This window comes from Stenotrophomonas sp. GD03654, from assembly GCF_029845105.1.
Lineage (GTDB): Bacteria > Pseudomonadota > Gammaproteobacteria > Xanthomonadales > Xanthomonadaceae > Stenotrophomonas > Stenotrophomonas africana.
Map to the genome: position 1 here is coordinate 19,777 of NZ_JAOCLC010000032.1, position 14,287 is coordinate 34,063.

At 68.5% G+C, this 14,287-nt stretch carries 10 protein-coding genes; 9 read left to right on the top strand and 1 reads right to left on the bottom strand.

Annotated elements, in window-relative coordinates:
* Window positions 1-82 precede the first annotated feature (82 nt).
* The 7 genes from N5J73_RS13045 (at window position 83) to N5J73_RS13075 (ending at window position 7,925) form a co-directional block, all read left to right on the top strand.
* Entirely contained in the window at window positions 83-568 is a 486-nt protein-coding gene (locus N5J73_RS13045; protein WP_243747244.1) for a DUF3261 domain-containing protein, read from the top strand.
* The gene (locus N5J73_RS13050) at window positions 568-1,752 is read left to right on the top strand and encodes a beta-ketoacyl-ACP synthase (RefSeq protein ID WP_049443721.1); all 1,185 of its coding nucleotides are present in this window, start codon (window positions 568-570) and stop codon (window positions 1,750-1,752) included. The genes N5J73_RS13045 and N5J73_RS13050 overlap by 1 nt, the downstream gene beginning before the upstream one ends.
* Window positions 1,749-2,204: a dehydratase gene (locus tag N5J73_RS13055; protein ID WP_049443719.1), complete on the top strand. Its 456-nt coding sequence runs from the start codon at window positions 1,749-1,751 to the stop codon at window positions 2,202-2,204. The genes N5J73_RS13050 and N5J73_RS13055 overlap by 4 nt, the downstream gene beginning before the upstream one ends.
* Window positions 2,201-2,932, top strand: coding sequence for a 3-ketoacyl-ACP reductase FabG2 (locus N5J73_RS13060; protein ID WP_049443717.1), 732 nt, complete (start codon window positions 2,201-2,203; stop codon window positions 2,930-2,932). The genes N5J73_RS13055 and N5J73_RS13060 overlap by 4 nt, the downstream gene beginning before the upstream one ends.
* Window positions 2,932-4,170 (top strand): beta-ketoacyl-ACP synthase, encoded by a 1,239-nt coding sequence (locus N5J73_RS13065; protein ID WP_049443716.1) that lies wholly within the window; start codon window positions 2,932-2,934, stop codon window positions 4,168-4,170. Before N5J73_RS13060 ends, N5J73_RS13065 begins: the two co-directional genes overlap by 1 nt.
* Before the next feature lie 163 nt (window positions 4,171-4,333).
* The gene (locus N5J73_RS13070; RefSeq protein WP_049443714.1) at window positions 4,334-4,594 is read left to right on the top strand and encodes a YcgL domain-containing protein; all 261 of its coding nucleotides are present in this window, start codon (window positions 4,334-4,336) and stop codon (window positions 4,592-4,594) included.
* Window positions 4,587-7,925, top strand: a complete 3,339-nt coding sequence (locus tag N5J73_RS13075; protein ID WP_049443712.1) for an ankyrin repeat domain-containing protein — start codon at window positions 4,587-4,589, stop codon at window positions 7,923-7,925. Before N5J73_RS13070 ends, N5J73_RS13075 begins: the two co-directional genes overlap by 8 nt.
* A gap of 39 nt (window positions 7,926-7,964) precedes the next feature.
* On the opposite strand, the gene N5J73_RS13080 is transcribed toward N5J73_RS13075, so the two are convergent.
* The gene (locus N5J73_RS13080) at window positions 7,965-9,743 is read right to left on the bottom strand and encodes a monovalent cation:proton antiporter-2 (CPA2) family protein (protein ID WP_049443710.1); all 1,779 of its coding nucleotides are present in this window, start codon (window positions 9,741-9,743) and stop codon (window positions 7,965-7,967) included.
* A gap of 341 nt (window positions 9,744-10,084) precedes the next feature.
* Between N5J73_RS13080 and mgtE the strand changes: the two genes are divergently transcribed.
* Together mgtE and N5J73_RS13090 are read left to right on the top strand one after the other, a co-directional pair.
* Entirely contained in the window at window positions 10,085-11,455 is a 1,371-nt protein-coding gene (gene mgtE, locus N5J73_RS13085) for a magnesium transporter (RefSeq protein ID WP_049443708.1), read from the top strand.
* Window positions 11,456-11,540: 85 nt separating this feature from the next.
* Window positions 11,541-14,267 carry a bifunctional acetate--CoA ligase family protein/GNAT family N-acetyltransferase gene (locus tag N5J73_RS13090; RefSeq protein ID WP_049443591.1) on the top strand — a complete coding sequence of 909 codons (2,727 nt, stop codon included), beginning with the start codon at window positions 11,541-11,543 and terminating at the stop codon, window positions 14,265-14,267.
* Window positions 14,268-14,287 lie beyond the last annotated feature (20 nt).

The window sequence follows — 14,287 nt, forward strand, 5'->3', positions numbered from 1 at the left end:
TGGAGGCCGCGTGCCGCAGCTGATCGTGCGCAACATTGCGGCGCTGCTGCTGTGCGCGCTGCTGTCCGCCTGCGCCGGGCGCATGCCAAGGCCGCAGGTCGAGCTGCCGCCGCTGCGGTTGGCTCCGTCCAGCCTGCCGACGCCACTGGCGCTGCAGCAGCAGCTGCATTTCCGCTTCGGGCGCCACGAACGTGATCTCGACGCTCTGCTGGAAGCCGATGCGCAGCAGGTGCAGCTGGCGGTGCAGGCCATGGGCCAGACCGGCGTTCGTCTGCACTGGGATGGCCGGCAGTTGACCGAACAGCGTGCATCGTGGTTGCCGCCGCAGGTTCGCGCGGAGCGCGTGCTGGATGATCTGCAGTTCGCGCTGTGGCCGACGGCCGCGATCGCCGCCGTGTTGCCGCCTGGCTGGCAGGTCGGTGATGACGGCCACCAGCGCAGTCTGTCGCGCGACGGTACGGTGTGGCTGCAGCTGCAACGCCTGCAGGATGGCAGCCTGCAGCTGGACAACCGCGCAGAAGGCTACGCGCTGCGCATCGAATCGATCGATATGGCTGGGCAGGACTGATGGACACTGCCGTTTTCCTCAACGACCTGGGCATTGTCTGCGCGCTGGGCGAGGGCCGCGCGGTGGTGGCGGAGGCGATGTTCGCCGAGGTGCCGGGTGGGTTGAGCAACAACGACAGCCTGTTGCCGGGGCGGACCCTGGCGTTGGGGGAGGTGTGCACGCCGCTGCCGACGCTGGACGAGCTCCCGCTGGCCCTGCGTGGGCGCAACAACGCGCTGCTGGCGGTTGCGCTGGCGCAGATCGCGCCTGCGGTGGCCGCGGCCATCGCCCGCTATGGCGCCGAGCGCGTGGCTGTGGTGATGGGGACCAGCACTTCGGGTATTGGCGAAGGCGAGCGGGCCATGTGCTCCCACGCCAGCAACGGTCATTGGCCGGCGGACTACGATTACGCGCAGCAGGAAATGGGAACGGCCGCGCAGTTCGTGCGGCTGCGCAGTGGTGCGCAGGGCCCGGCATGGACGCTGTCCACGGCATGTTCATCCAGTGCCAAGGCCCTGGTGTCGGCTGCGCGCCTGTTACGCGCCGGGGTGGTCGATGCGGTCATCGCCGGTGGCGCCGATTCTCTGTGCCGCTTTACCGTTGCGGGTTTCAGCGCGCTTGAGTCGGTGTCCGCGCTGCGCTGCAATCCGTTCTCGCAACATCGATCCGGCATCAACATCGGGGAAGGCGCCGCGCTGTTCCTGCTCACCCGCGACATCGGCCCGGTGGCGCTGGCAGGATGGGGTGAGTCCTCCGACGCCCACCACATGTCCGCACCCGACCCGCAAGGCCAAGGCGCCATCGATGCGCTGCGGCAGGCACTGAAGCGCGCTGTCTGGTCGCCCGCTGATGTCGATTACGTGAACCTGCATGGCACCGCCACCGACCACAACGACGCCATGGAAAGCCTGGCGGTTTCGGAGGTGCTCGGTACCGATGTACCGGCCAGCTCGACCAAGCCGCTTACCGGGCATACGCTCGGCGCCTCCGGCGCGATCGAGGCGGCATTGTGCTGGATGATGCTGGCCGAGAACCCGCTGCAGCGGCTGCCACCGCACTGGTGGGATGGCGCCGTGGATGAGGCGCTGCCGGAACTGTCACTGGTGGCACCAGGCACCCGCCTGGCACGCCCGCTGCGACGGATACTGAGCAACTCGTTTGCCTTCGGCGGCAGCAATGCGGTGTTGGCACTGGAACGCCGATGAACCCTCTCTACGCGATCGAGGAAGTGGTGCCGCATCGCCAGGACATGTGCCTGCTGCAGCGGATACTGCGATGGGACCAGGACAGCATCGAGGCCGAACTGGTGGTACCCGGGACGGGTCTGTTCATCGAGAACGGTGAAATGCCGGCCTGGATCGGCATCGAGTACATGGCGCAGGCGATTGCCGCCTGGTCGGGGTGTCGCGCGCGTGCGGCTGGCGCAGCGCCGCAGCTGGGCTTCCTGCTCGGCAGTCGGCGCTACAGCAGCCTGCGCAGTGGTTTCCCGAGCGGAACCCGCCTGCGTGTGCAGGCGCGTCGCGAACTGCTGGGCGACAATGGGCTGGGGATGTTCGCCTGCCGGATCCTGGCGGGCGAGGAAGAATGGGCGGTTGCCAACGTGTCGGTGTACGAGCCGCTCGACGCGAAGGCCTATCTGGAGAGTGGACAGGCATGACTGGGAATCGATGCGTGCTGGTGACAGGCGCCAGCCGGGGGATCGGCCGCGCCATTGCGCTGCGTGTTGCCCATGACGGATTCGATGTGGCGGTGCATTGCCGCAGCCGCGTGGAGGAGGCACAGGCCGTGGTCGCCGAGATCCAGGCCCTGGGCGTGCAGGCGCGCGTGCTCACCTTCGACGTGTCCGATCGTGATGCCGCCCGCGCGGCGCTGGAGGCCGACGTGGACGCGCATGGCGCGTATTACGGCGTGGTCTGCAATGCGGGCATCGCCCGCGACGGCGCTTTCCCGGCGTTGTCGCCGGAGGATTGGGACCAGGTCATCCACACCAACCTGGATGGCTTCTACAACGTGCTGCATCCGTTGATCATGCCGATGGTGCGTCGGCGCAAGCCGGGCCGCATCGTCACCCTGTCGTCGGTGTCAGGCATTGCCGGCAACCGTGGCCAGGTGAACTACAGCGCGGCCAAGGCCGGCATCATCGGCGCTACCAAGGCCTTGGCACTGGAACTGGCCAGCCGCCAGATCACGGTCAACTGCGTGGCGCCGGGCCTGATCGAGACGGAGATGCTCAACGAGGAAGTGGTGGAGCACGCGCTGAAACTGATTCCTGCCGGCCGCGTTGGTCGTCCCGATGAGGTGGCGGCGACGGTGGCCTTCCTGCTGTCCGAGCCGGCCGGCTACATCACCCGGCAGGTGATTTCGGTCAACGGAGGCATGCTCTGATGGGCATCGACCATCGAGTGGTGGTGACCGGTGCCGCCGCCATCAGTCCGCTCGGCCACGACTGGCCGACCATCCACGCGCAGTTGCGCAGCGGCCGCAACGCCGTGCGCGCGATGCCCGAGTGGGATGTCTATGCCGGGCTGAACACCAGACTGGCCGCACCGGCGCAGCCGTTCGAGCTGCCGCCGACCTACAACCGCAAAAGCACCCGTTCGATGGGCAAGGTGGCGATCATGTCGGTGCGTGCCACCGAAATCGCCCTGCACGAAGCGGGGCTGCAAGACCATCCGGTGCTGCGCAGCGGGCGTACCGGAGTGGCCTATGGCTCCTCCTCCGGCAGCCATGAGGCCATCGGCGAACTCGGCCGCATGCTCAACGAGTTCACCACCGATGGCATCAGCGCCACCACCTACCTGAAGATGATGAGCCACACCGCACCGGTCAACATCGGCGTGTTCTTCGGTCTGTCCGGGCGCGTCTACACCACGTCCAGTGCCTGTACATCCGGCAGCCAGGGCGTCGGCGCGGCCTATGAGGCAATCCGCAGCGGCAAGCAGACGGTGATGGTGGCCGGCGGTGCCGAGCAGCTGGACGCCGCCGCGGCCGCGGTGTTCGACACCTTGTTCGCGACCAGCGTGCAGAACGACGCCCCGCAGTCGACGCCACGCCCGTTCGATGCCGGCCGCGACGGCCTGGTGCTGGGCGAGGGCGCGTGTACGCTGATCCTGGAAGACCTGGAGCACGCGCTGGCGCGCGGTGCGACCATCCTTGCCGAGGTGGTGGGGTACGGCACCAACAGCGACGGCCAGCACGTCACCCAGCCCAGTGCCGACACCATGGCCCAGGCCATGCGCCTGGCGCTGGAGGATGCCGGACTGGACGCGGCGCAGATCGACTACGTCAACGCCCACGGTACCGCGACCGAGCACGGCGACATCGCCGAAACCCAGGCTACCGCGCAGGTGTTCGGCTCGCGGATGCCGATCAGCTCGCTGAAGAGCTACGTCGGGCATATGCTGGGCGCCTGCGGTGCATTCGAGGCCTGGGTGAGCATCGAGATGATGCGTGCCGGCTGGTTTGCCCCGACCCTGAACCTGGTGGAGGTCGATCCGCGCTGCGGCCAGCTGGACTTCATCACCGGCCAGGGCCGCGAACTCCAGGCCGAGTACGTGATGAGCAACAACTTCGCATTCGGGGGCATCAACACGTCCCTGGTGTTCCGTCGCTGGGGCGAGTGATTCCGCAGCCGCCAGGTGTGCGAGTGGCTGAACGCCACCGCCACATTGCTGAACCCCGCAGGGGAAACGCCGCCGATCGCGCCGCCATCGTCGGCTGACGGCTTTCCCCGGTGTCGGCTTTCCGACACAATCATGGCTCTTCCCGGGTTATCGTCCCGCGGACATGCACGCCTACGTCTATAAAAGCCAACTCAAGCCGGACACCTACGTCTACGTTCCCCGACGCGATGATTTCAGCGCGCTGCCTGCGCCGCTGCTCACCTCGCTGGGAACGCTTGCCTTCGTCCTGGAGGTGGCCCTGGATGCCCAGCGCCGCCTGGCCCGGGCCGATCCCGAAAAGGTCCGCAGCGAAATGAGCGAACGCGGGTTCTACCTGCAGGTGCCGCCGTCGGTGGCCAGCCTGATGCCGCGGCACTATGACTGACGCCTCCCGTCCGCGCGTACTGTCGATCGCCTTCGCCGTGGGTGCCGTACTGGCGCTGGGCGCCGCCGTGGGCGGCATTCCGGGTGCCATCCTTGCCGCCCTGGCGCAGCCTGCGTTCGCGCTGGGTGTGTCGTGGTGGCGCCGCAGCCGTGCGCTGCTGCCGCTGAAGGTGGTCGCACGCCAGGACCTGCCCGCGCTGCTGGCGCTGTGGGCCGCCGCACCGCTGCTGCTGGCGCTGCTGCTGGCCTGGCCGCTGGCGGCGCTGCGCGACAGCGGCAGCCTGGCCGCTGTGCTGGGCCTGAGCGTGCTGGTCAGTGCCGGCCTGCTGGCGGCTTGGCGTACCTGGCCGTTGTGGAACGACGTTGAACGCCTTGACGGCAGCCTGGCCCAGCATTGGCAGGCGCTGGCAGGGCGCGATCTGACCGCCTGGCGTGGCCTCGGCGTGGCCGCGCTGGTGATCGCACTGGCTGCACTGGTGGTGTTGCCGGCCTGGCCCGACCTGCTGCCGGAAAGCGCACGCTGGCCGGCCGCGCTGGCGGTGCTGGTGCTGTCGCCGCTGCTGCACCTGCTGCTGCAGCGGGTGGCGCCGGCGCCGCTGGTGTCGTTGCGCTCCAGCCCGTTGGCCACGGCCAGCAACGAGCACGAACCGATGTTTGCCGCCGCGGCCGAATCCGTGCCGCTGGAGGCGATGGCACCGCAGGAGCTGACCCCGGCACTGTATGAAGCCGCCCGCCATGGCCGCATCGACCGCGGCCTGCAGCTGCTGCAGGCCGGTGCCGATCCGTATGCGCTGCCGGACCCGAACTGGCGCGACCAGCGCAGCCTGGCGGTGCTGGCGGCGGTGCTGCCCGATCTGCGCCTGCTGCGCGAACTGATCGCCCGCGGCGTTGATGTGAATGCACCGCACCGGGGCATGACCCCGCTGCTGGCCGCCACCCGTGACAGCTGGCATGGTCGCCCCGAAGCGGTCATGACCCTGCTCGCCAACGGTGCTGATTCGCGTGCTACCGACAGCGATGGCAACACCCCGCTGCACCATGCCGCGCGCAGTTCCGACCCGGGCGTGGCGGCGCTGTTGCGCGACGCTGCCGCCGAAGTCGATGCATTGAACAACGAGGGCTGGTCACCGCTGGCCGTGGCCTGCCAGGTCGGCAACTGGCGCTTGGCTCGCTTCCTGCTCGAACGCGGTGCGCGCAGCGAACCGGCCGAGGGCACGCCGGTGCTGCTCGCCGCTGCCGCCACCGAAGACGATGATCCGGCCGGCGTGCAGCTGCTGCTCAAGCACAAGGCGCGCGCCGACGCCCGTGATCGCCAGCGCCGCAGTGCGCTGCACGAGGCGGCGCTGGCCGGCCACGTGGAAATCATCGGTGTGCTGCTCGCCGCCGGCGCCAATCTGGAAGCGCGCGATGCGCTTGGTCGCACGCCGTGGCTGGAAGCGGCCCGCGCCGGTCGCGCCGGTGTGATTGAACATCTGTTGCCGCACAAGCCCGACCTGATCGCGGTGGACGGCGAAGGCCGCAATGCGGTGCAGCTGGCCGTCATGGCCGAGGACGTCTCCCCGCTGCTGATCAAGCGCCTGGTCGATCTGGGCATTGCTGCCGATGCGACCGATCCGGTCGGCCGTCGTGCGGTGGATTACGCCGCCGAAGCCGGCCGCTGGGCGATCGTCGCCCTGCTGGATCCCTCCTATCCATTGCCGGCTGCGGTCAGCGATGGTCTGGCCGAGCGCGGCGAAGCGGCCGCGGCCAGCGGCCTGCTGCCGGATCGCCCGCCGCTGACCCTGCTGCGCGAAGCGCTGGGCTTCGGCAACACCGACGGCATGGCCGCGCTGGCCAAGCTGTGCCAGCCGGAAGAACTGGGCAGCCTGCTGCTTGACCCCGAACTTGCGCTTGAGCCGGACGCGGTCGATTGGCTGCTGGCGCATGGTGCTGATCCCTACGTACGCGATGCCTGCTCGGACACGCCGATGTTCGCGCTGCTGTCGCGTGGCATCGATGCGGTGCCGGCGCTGCAGGTGATGCTGCAGCGTGGCCTGTCACCGGCCGGACGCGGTGGCTTGGCGCGTTTCCTGGCGGCTTGTGCGCAGCACGACCAGGCCGCCCGTGGCCTGGAACAGCTGGCACTGGAACTGCTGGAACGTGGCGCCGATCCGTTCGCCGCTTCGCCGGCCGGTGATCCGCCGTTGTCGCTGGCGGTGCGCCTGGGCTGGCTGCGCCTGCAGCAGGCCCTGCTCAAGGCCGGTGTCGATCGCGAAGCGCGCGACAGCCATGGCATGACCGCATTGCACCTGGCCACTGCATTGGCCCGCGAAGGCGCGCTGAAGCTGCTGGTGCAGCACGGTGCATCGCCGGAAGCACGTGCTGCCGACGGGCAGACGCCGCTGGGCGTGGCGCTGTCGATCGGTCGCCGTGATCTGGCCGACTGGCTCGACTGGCGGGTATGGCCGTTGCCGCGCCGTACGCTGCGCGAGGCCGATCTGCCGGCCGCCGCGATGGCCGGTGATGTGGATGCCGTGCGCCGCCTGATCGACCTGGGCTTCGCCGTTGATGCGGTCGACGCACAGGGCTGCACCGCGCTGCTGCGTGCCGCCGGTGGTGGCCATCTGGCGGTGACCGACCTGCTGCTGGCGCGTGGCGCCAATCCGCAGCACGCTGCGGCCAGTGGGGCTACGCCGCTGTCGGCGGCGGTCAGCATGCGCCAGGTGGATATCGTTTCGGCCCTGCTCGATGCCGGCGCCAAGCTGGAACACCGCCTGCCGGGCGGCGTGACCGTGCTGATGCTGGCCTCGGCGCTGGGCCTGCCGGACATCGTCGCGCGCCTGCTCACCGCCGGCGCCGACGTGCATGCCGGTGATGCGCAGCAGCTGGGCCCTCTGCACTGTGCTGCGCTGTACGGCTTCAGTGCGCGCGACCGTTCGCGCCTGCTGGCGCTGCTCGACACCCTGCTGCTGGCCGGTGCCGAACCGGACCAGGCCGCCGCCGGTTCGGTCACGCCGCTGCTGCTGCTGCTGGGTGCGCGTGCCGAGCCGGGCACTGCCTGCGACGAGCAGGTGGTGATGGCGGCGGTAGAGCGCCTGCTGGATGAGGACGTCAGCCTGGACGTGCGCGATCCGCGCGGCTTCGGTCCGCTGCACCTGGCCGCGCTGCATGGCCTGCCGTTGCTGGTGCAGCGCCTGCTGCGCGCTGGTGCCGATCCGGAAGCGCGCGACAGCCTCAACCGCAGCCCGCGCGAGATCGCGGTGATGCGTGGCTTCATCGACGTGGCCGGCGAGTTCGAACCGCGCGTGCCGGGTGTTTCGTCGATGGCGCGGTTCCTGCGCGACAACGGTTGATCCCGGGAAAAGGGTAGTGCCGCCCGCTGGCCGGCACGCCTACTTGCCGTCGCTTTCCGCGTCGGCCTCGAACAGGTGCATCAGGTCGTTGCGCGCATCGCGCGAGGTCTGGATCACCGCCGCCTCGTCGTCGTACACCAGGTACTGGTCGCGCAGCAGCTGTTCGTCGTGCTCGCGGAAGCGCTGCACATGGCGCTCGGCCACGTCCGGCGCCACGCCCAATGCAGTCAGCACGCGGCCGCTCATCTCCAGGCTGGTGCCGAACACTTCGCGGAACGGCTCGGCCGACATGTCCATCAGACGCCACGCATGCTGGCGGTTGCGTGCGCGGGCCAGCACCTTCGCGTCCGGGTACAGCCGGCGCACCATGCGTACCGCGCGCAGGTTGGTCTCCGGGTCATCCACGGTGATCACGAACACATCGATGTGCTCGCCGCCCGCAGCGCGCAGCATCTCCGGCCGGGTCGGGTCGCCGTAGTACAGCTGGTTGCCGAAGCGGCGCAGGTCGGCCACGGTGTCCGGATTCGCTTCCAGCGCCACGAACGGCACCTTCTGCGCGGTCAGCAGGCGCGCGATCACCTGGCCGAAGCGGCCCATGCCGGCGATCAGCACCTTGGGCCGGTTGTCCGGCGCCACCTTGTCGGCCTCGGCGGCCTGGCGCGGCGCCGCCTTCTCCTGGCCCAGCAGCTTGAGCAGCGCGATCATCAACAGCGGCGTGATCGCCATCGACAGGCCGACGATCGCCACCAGCCGGTCGTGGTTGGCGTTGCCCAGCAGGTGCGCGCGCTGCGCCTCGTTGAATACGACGAAGGCGAACTCGCCGCCCAGCCACAGCACGCTGCCCAACAGCAGTGACTGCCGCGAACTGAGTTTGGCGATACGCCCGATCACGTACAGCAGGCTGAACTTCACAACCAGCAGGATCGCCACCCCGGCCGCGATCAGCCACGGCTCGGCGGCGATGCGGTCGAGGTCGATGCCCATGCCCACAGCGATGAAGAACAGGCCCAGCAGCAGGCCCTTGAACGGCTCGATCTGCGCTTCCAGTTCGTGCCGGAACTCCGAATCGGACAGCAGCACGCCAGCCAGGAACGCGCCCAGGCTGGGGCTGAGGCCGGCCTCCTGCATGAACCAGGCAGTGCCGAGCACCACCAGCAGGGCGGTGGCGGTGAATACTTCCGGGCTGCGGGTGCGTGCAATGATGCTGAACACCCTGCGCAGCACCGGGCGCCCGCACAGGATCACCACTGCCAGCGCACCCAGCGCCACCATCGCATCCTCGATGCGCAGGGTCTCGTTTTTCGCCCCGCCCAGCAGCGGGATGGCTGCCAGCAGCGGGATCGCGATCAGGTCCTGGAACAGCAGGATGGCAAAGCCCAGCCGGCCATGGTCGCTGTTGATCGCCTTGTGCTCGGACAGCAGCTGCAGGCCGACCGCCGTGGACGACAGCGCTAGTGCCACGCCCACCACCAGCGCGCTTTTCCATTGGAAATGGTCAAGCAGCAGCAGGCCACCCAGCACCAGCCCGGACAGCGCCACCTGCGCTGCACCGGCGCCGAACACCGAGCGCCGCATCACCTTCAGGCGTGCCGGCGACAGCTCCAGGCCGATCACGAACAGCAGCATCACCACGCCGATCTCGGCAGCGCCGAGGATGCGGTCCGCATCCTGCACGAAGCCCAGCCCGTCCGGGCCCAGCACCACCCCGGCCGCCAGGTAGCCCAGCACCGCACCGAAGCCGAATCTCTTGAACACCGGCACGGCGATGACCGCCGCCAGCAGCAGCACCAGGGCCAGTTCCAGACCACCGCTATGCATGGGAATACCTGGTCATCGGGGAAGCCCGCAGTGCGTCCGGTCGGGTGGGGAAAAGCGTGGCGAACGCCACCCCGCCATTATGCGCGCCAGTCTGTGTACGCACGAGAACAACCGGCCGGGTCCCGCCGCAGGGCCGCCGGGTTGACCTGCATGGCCCACGGGTCCAGACTGCCCGCCGCCGGCGGCGCGTCCGTCGGCATACGCATCCCGGAGTCCCCAACCCATGTCCAGCGACAGTAGAAGTCGACCTCGTTCGACGCCAGCGATGGCCACCGCCTGACATCGGGACGGTTTGCCTGCGTTGGCGTTGCGCGAGGTCGCACCCCCACAAGGCAAACCCGATGAACCAGAAGCAATTGCTGCGCCAGGTGGCCGATGCCGCCGCACTGGCCGCACCGCTGGCGAACTACAACACCGCCGACGCGGTGGAATTCCTCAACACGCTGGAACTGACCCGCGCCGCGGAAACGCTGGCCGCGCTGCCGTTGCCGCGTGCGGTGAAGATGCTCGAAGCACCCGAACTGCAGCGCAGCGGGGAGCTGGTGGCCGAGCTGCCACCGGCGCGCGCCGCCGCGCTGCTTGGACTGATGGCCGACGATCGCGCCACCGATATTGTCCACGAGCTGGACGAAGAGGAACGCGCGCGGCTGATCCCGCTGCTGGGCACCGACGCCCGCCAGGCCATCCAGAAGCTGCTCAGCTACCCGCCGAACACCGCCGGCGCGCTGATGACCACCGAGTACGTGGCGGTGCCTGCCAGCTGGACCGTGGCGCAGACCCTGCAGCACATCCGCCAGGTCGAGCGCACCCGTGAAACGGTGTACGCGATCTACGTGCTGGACCCGGCCAGCCAACAGCTGCAGCAGGTGGTGACCATGCGCAGGCTGATCACCGGCCTGCCCGAGGAGTCGATCCTGGACGTGGCGCAGGTCAATCCGCCGGTGACGGTGGACGCGCTGATGGACCAGGAAGAAGTGGCGCGGCTGATCCGCCGCCACGACCTGCTGGCGATTCCGGTGGTGGACGACCAGCAGCAGATGCTGGGCATCGTCACCGTGGACGACGTGCTCGATGCGCTGATCGAGGAATCCACCGAGGACGCGCACAAGTTCGGCGGCATGGAAGCACTGGACAAGCCGTACATGCAGATCGGCTTCCTCGAGATGCTGCGCAAGCGCGCCGGCTGGCTGAGCGTGCTGTTCCTGGGTGAGATGCTGACCGCCAGCGCGATGCAGCACTACGAGGACGAACTGGCACGCGCGGTGGTGTTGACCCTGTTCATTCCACTGATCATGAGTTCGGGTGGCAATTCCGGTTCGCAGGCCACCTCGCTGCTGATCCGCAGCCTGGCGCTGCGCGAACTGCGCCTGCGCGACTGGTGGAAGGTGGCCCTGCGCGAGGTCCCGACCGGCATGGTGCTGGGCGCGATCCTTGGCTGCCTGGCCATCGTGCGCATCGTGATCTGGCAGCTGGGCGGCCTGCACGACTACGGCGAGCACTGGATCCTGCTGGCGATCACCATCGGCGCCGCGCTGGTCGGCATCGTCACCTTCGGTTCGCTGTCCGGCTCGATGCTGCCCTTCATCCTCAAGCGGCTCGGCTTCGACCCTGCCAGCGCTTCGGCGCCGTTCGTGGCCACCCTGGTGGATGTGACCGGCCTGGTGATCTATTTCAGCATCGCCGCGATGATCCTGCACGGCACGCTGCTGTAACAAAAAAGGGGACGGAGGGGATTAAGTCGTTTGTGCCACAAACGACTTAATCCCCTCCGTCCCCTTTTTTGGGTACCGTAGGCGCATGAGTACCTACCACCTGCAGTCTGTGTTCCGTCCGCAGTCGGTCGCGGTGATCGGCGGCAGTCCGCGTGAGCGTTCGGCCGGCCGCGCGGTGATGCGCAACCTGCGCGGCACCGGTTTCCCCGGCAAGGTGGCGTGGATCAACCCGCGGCATGCCGAGATCGATGGCATCCGCACGATCAAACGGTTGAAGGACCTGGACTGGGTGCCGGACCTGGTGGTGATCACCGCACCGGCGGCGATCGTGCCGCAGGTGGTGCGTACCGCCGCAGAACGCGGTGTGCAGGCAGCAATCATCCTCACCGCGCACCTGGGCGAAGGCCCGGGCTCGTTGTCGGAACAGGTGGAGACGGTGGCGCGCAAGCACGGCCTGCGCATCCTTGGCCCACACTGCCTGGGCGTGATCGCACCGCATGCACGGCTCAACGCCAGCATCGCCGCACACTTCCCGCAGGCCGGCGACCTCGCCCTGATCTCCGAATCCTCGGCCATTGCCGCCGCGCTGGTGGAGTGGGGTGTGGCGCGTTCGGTCGGCTTCTCCGCCGTGGTTTCGCTGGGCGACACGATGGACGTCGACTTCGGCGACCTGCTCGATTACTTCGCCACCGACTACCGCACCCGCGCCATCCTGCTCTATGTCGAGCAGATCAAGGATGCGCGCAAGTTCATGTCGGCCGCGCGTGCCGCCGCGCGTGCCAAGCCGGTGGTGGTGGTGAAGTCCGGCCGCGCCGAGCGGGTGCAGCCGGGCAGCCGCGATACCCATGTGCAGGCGCTGGCCCGTGCCGACGACGTCTACGGTGCGGCGTTCAACCGTGCCGGCCTGCTGCGTGTCAGCGCGCTGGACGAACTGTTCACCGCTGCTGAATCGCTGGGCCGGTTGGGGACCTTCCCCGGTCGTCGCCTGGCCATTCTCAGCAATGGTGGCGGTGTCGGCCGCCTTGCCGTGGACCAGCTGATCGCGCTGCGCGGCACGCTGGCAAACCTGTCCGACAGTACGGTGCAGAAGCTCGATGCGGTGCTGCCGCAGGGCTGGTCGCGCAGCAATCCGGTCGACATCGTGGTCGACGCCGATGGTGAGCGCTATGCCACCGCCATCGAAGCGCTGCTGGCCGACAACGAGAATGACGCGGTGATGGTGGTCAACGTGCCGACCGCATTCACCTCGTCTGCAGACGCTGCGCAGGCACTCACCCGCACGCTCGGCCTGCGCCCGCGCCATCACCGCGACAAGCCGGTGTTCGCGGTGTGGCTGGGCAACGATGACCAGGCCACGGCCACGCTCAACGCGGCGCGGGTGCCGACCTATCCGACCGAGGCCGAAGCGGTGCGCGGCTTCCAGCACCTGGTGCGCTACCGCGAAGCGCAGAACGCGTTGATGGAAACGCCGCCCAGCCTGCCGCAGGACTTCAGTGTCGACGCCGCGGCCGCACGCGCGCTGGTCGATGCGGCATTGGCCAATGGCCAGCAATGGCTGGACCCGTTGGCCACGCATGAACTGCTCAAAGCCTACGGCATTCCCTCCGCGCCGGTGATGCATGCGCGCGATGCGCACGAGGCAATGGACCTGGCGCAGCCGCTGCTGGAGCGCGGTGCCACGGTCGCACTGAAGATTCTCTCGCCGGATATTCCGCACAAGTCGGAAGTGGATGGCGTGCGCCTCAACCTGTCCACGCTGCCGGCGGTGCAGAGCGCGGCCAACGCGATCCTGTCGCGCGCACGCCAGCTGCGGCCGGATGCGCGCATCGACGGCCTGCTGGTACAGCCGACCATCGTGCGCCCGAAGGCGCGCGAGCTGATCGTTGGCATTGCCGATGACGCGACGTTCGGTCCGGTGATCGTGGTCGGCCGTGGCGGTACTGCAGTTGAAGTGATCAACGACAAGGCGCTGGCGCTGCCGCCGCTGGACCTGCGCCTGGCCCATGAGCTGATCGGCCAGACCCGTGCCTCGCGCATCCTCAAGGCCTATGGCGATGTTCCTGCCGCCGACGAGCGCGCACTGGCATTGGCGCTGGTCAAGCTGGCACAACTGGCCGCCGACATTCCCGAAGTACGCACGCTGGACATCAATCCGTTGCTGGTCGACGGCAAGGGCATCCTCGCCCTCGACGCCCGCGTGGCCATCGCGCCCTCGCGAATTCTGCACAAGGGCCGTGGCCATCCGCGTTTTTCGGTATTCCCGTACCCGAAGGAGTGGGAGCGCACCATCGAACTGTCCGATGGCGGCCGCGCCTTCGTGCGCCCGGTGCGGCCGGAAGACGACGCGCTGTTCCGTGCGTTCTTCGCCCGTGTCAGCGATGAGGATCTGCGCCTGCGCTTCTTCCAGTCGGTAAAGCACTTCAGCCACGAGTTCATCGCCCGCCTGACCCAGCTCGACTACGCACGCTCGATCGCGCTGGTGGCGATCGAACCGCGCAGTGGCGAAATGCTCGGCGCGGTGCGCCTGCACGCCGATGCCGATTACCACCGTGGCGAGTACGGCATCCTGATCCGCTCGGACCTGAAGGGACACGGCATCGGCTGGCGGCTGATGGCGATCATGATCGAGTATGCCAAGTGGCTGGGCCTGGACGTGGTCGAAGGCCAGGTGCTGCGCGAGAACAGCACCATGCTGGCGATGTGCCAGAGCCTGGGCTTCAAGACCAAACTGGACCCGGACGACCCGACGGTGATGATGGTGACCCTGCCGGTACAGCAGGTCGAGGTGCCCGAAGTGCCGCCGGTGGCGTGATCCGCGCTCGGCGATGCACC

Coding starts and splice junctions, on each gene's coding strand:
- N5J73_RS13045 (WP_243747244.1), top strand. CDS start 83: ATGCCAAGGCCGCAGGTCGAGCTGCCGCCGCTGCGGTTGGCTCCGTCC.
- N5J73_RS13050 (WP_049443721.1), top strand. CDS start 568: ATGGACACTGCCGTTTTCCTCAACGACCTGGGCATTGTCTGCGCGCTG.
- N5J73_RS13055 (WP_049443719.1), top strand. CDS start 1,749: ATGAACCCTCTCTACGCGATCGAGGAAGTGGTGCCGCATCGCCAGGAC.
- N5J73_RS13060 (WP_049443717.1), top strand. CDS start 2,201: ATGACTGGGAATCGATGCGTGCTGGTGACAGGCGCCAGCCGGGGGATC.
- N5J73_RS13065 (WP_049443716.1), top strand. CDS start 2,932: ATGGGCATCGACCATCGAGTGGTGGTGACCGGTGCCGCCGCCATCAGT.
- N5J73_RS13070 (WP_049443714.1), top strand. CDS start 4,334: ATGCACGCCTACGTCTATAAAAGCCAACTCAAGCCGGACACCTACGTC.
- N5J73_RS13075 (WP_049443712.1), top strand. CDS start 4,587: ATGACTGACGCCTCCCGTCCGCGCGTACTGTCGATCGCCTTCGCCGTG.
- N5J73_RS13080 (WP_049443710.1), bottom strand. CDS start 9,743: ATGCATAGCGGTGGTCTGGAACTGGCCCTGGTGCTGCTGCTGGCGGCG.
- mgtE (WP_049443708.1), top strand. CDS start 10,085: ATGAACCAGAAGCAATTGCTGCGCCAGGTGGCCGATGCCGCCGCACTG.
- N5J73_RS13090 (WP_049443591.1), top strand. CDS start 11,541: ATGAGTACCTACCACCTGCAGTCTGTGTTCCGTCCGCAGTCGGTCGCG.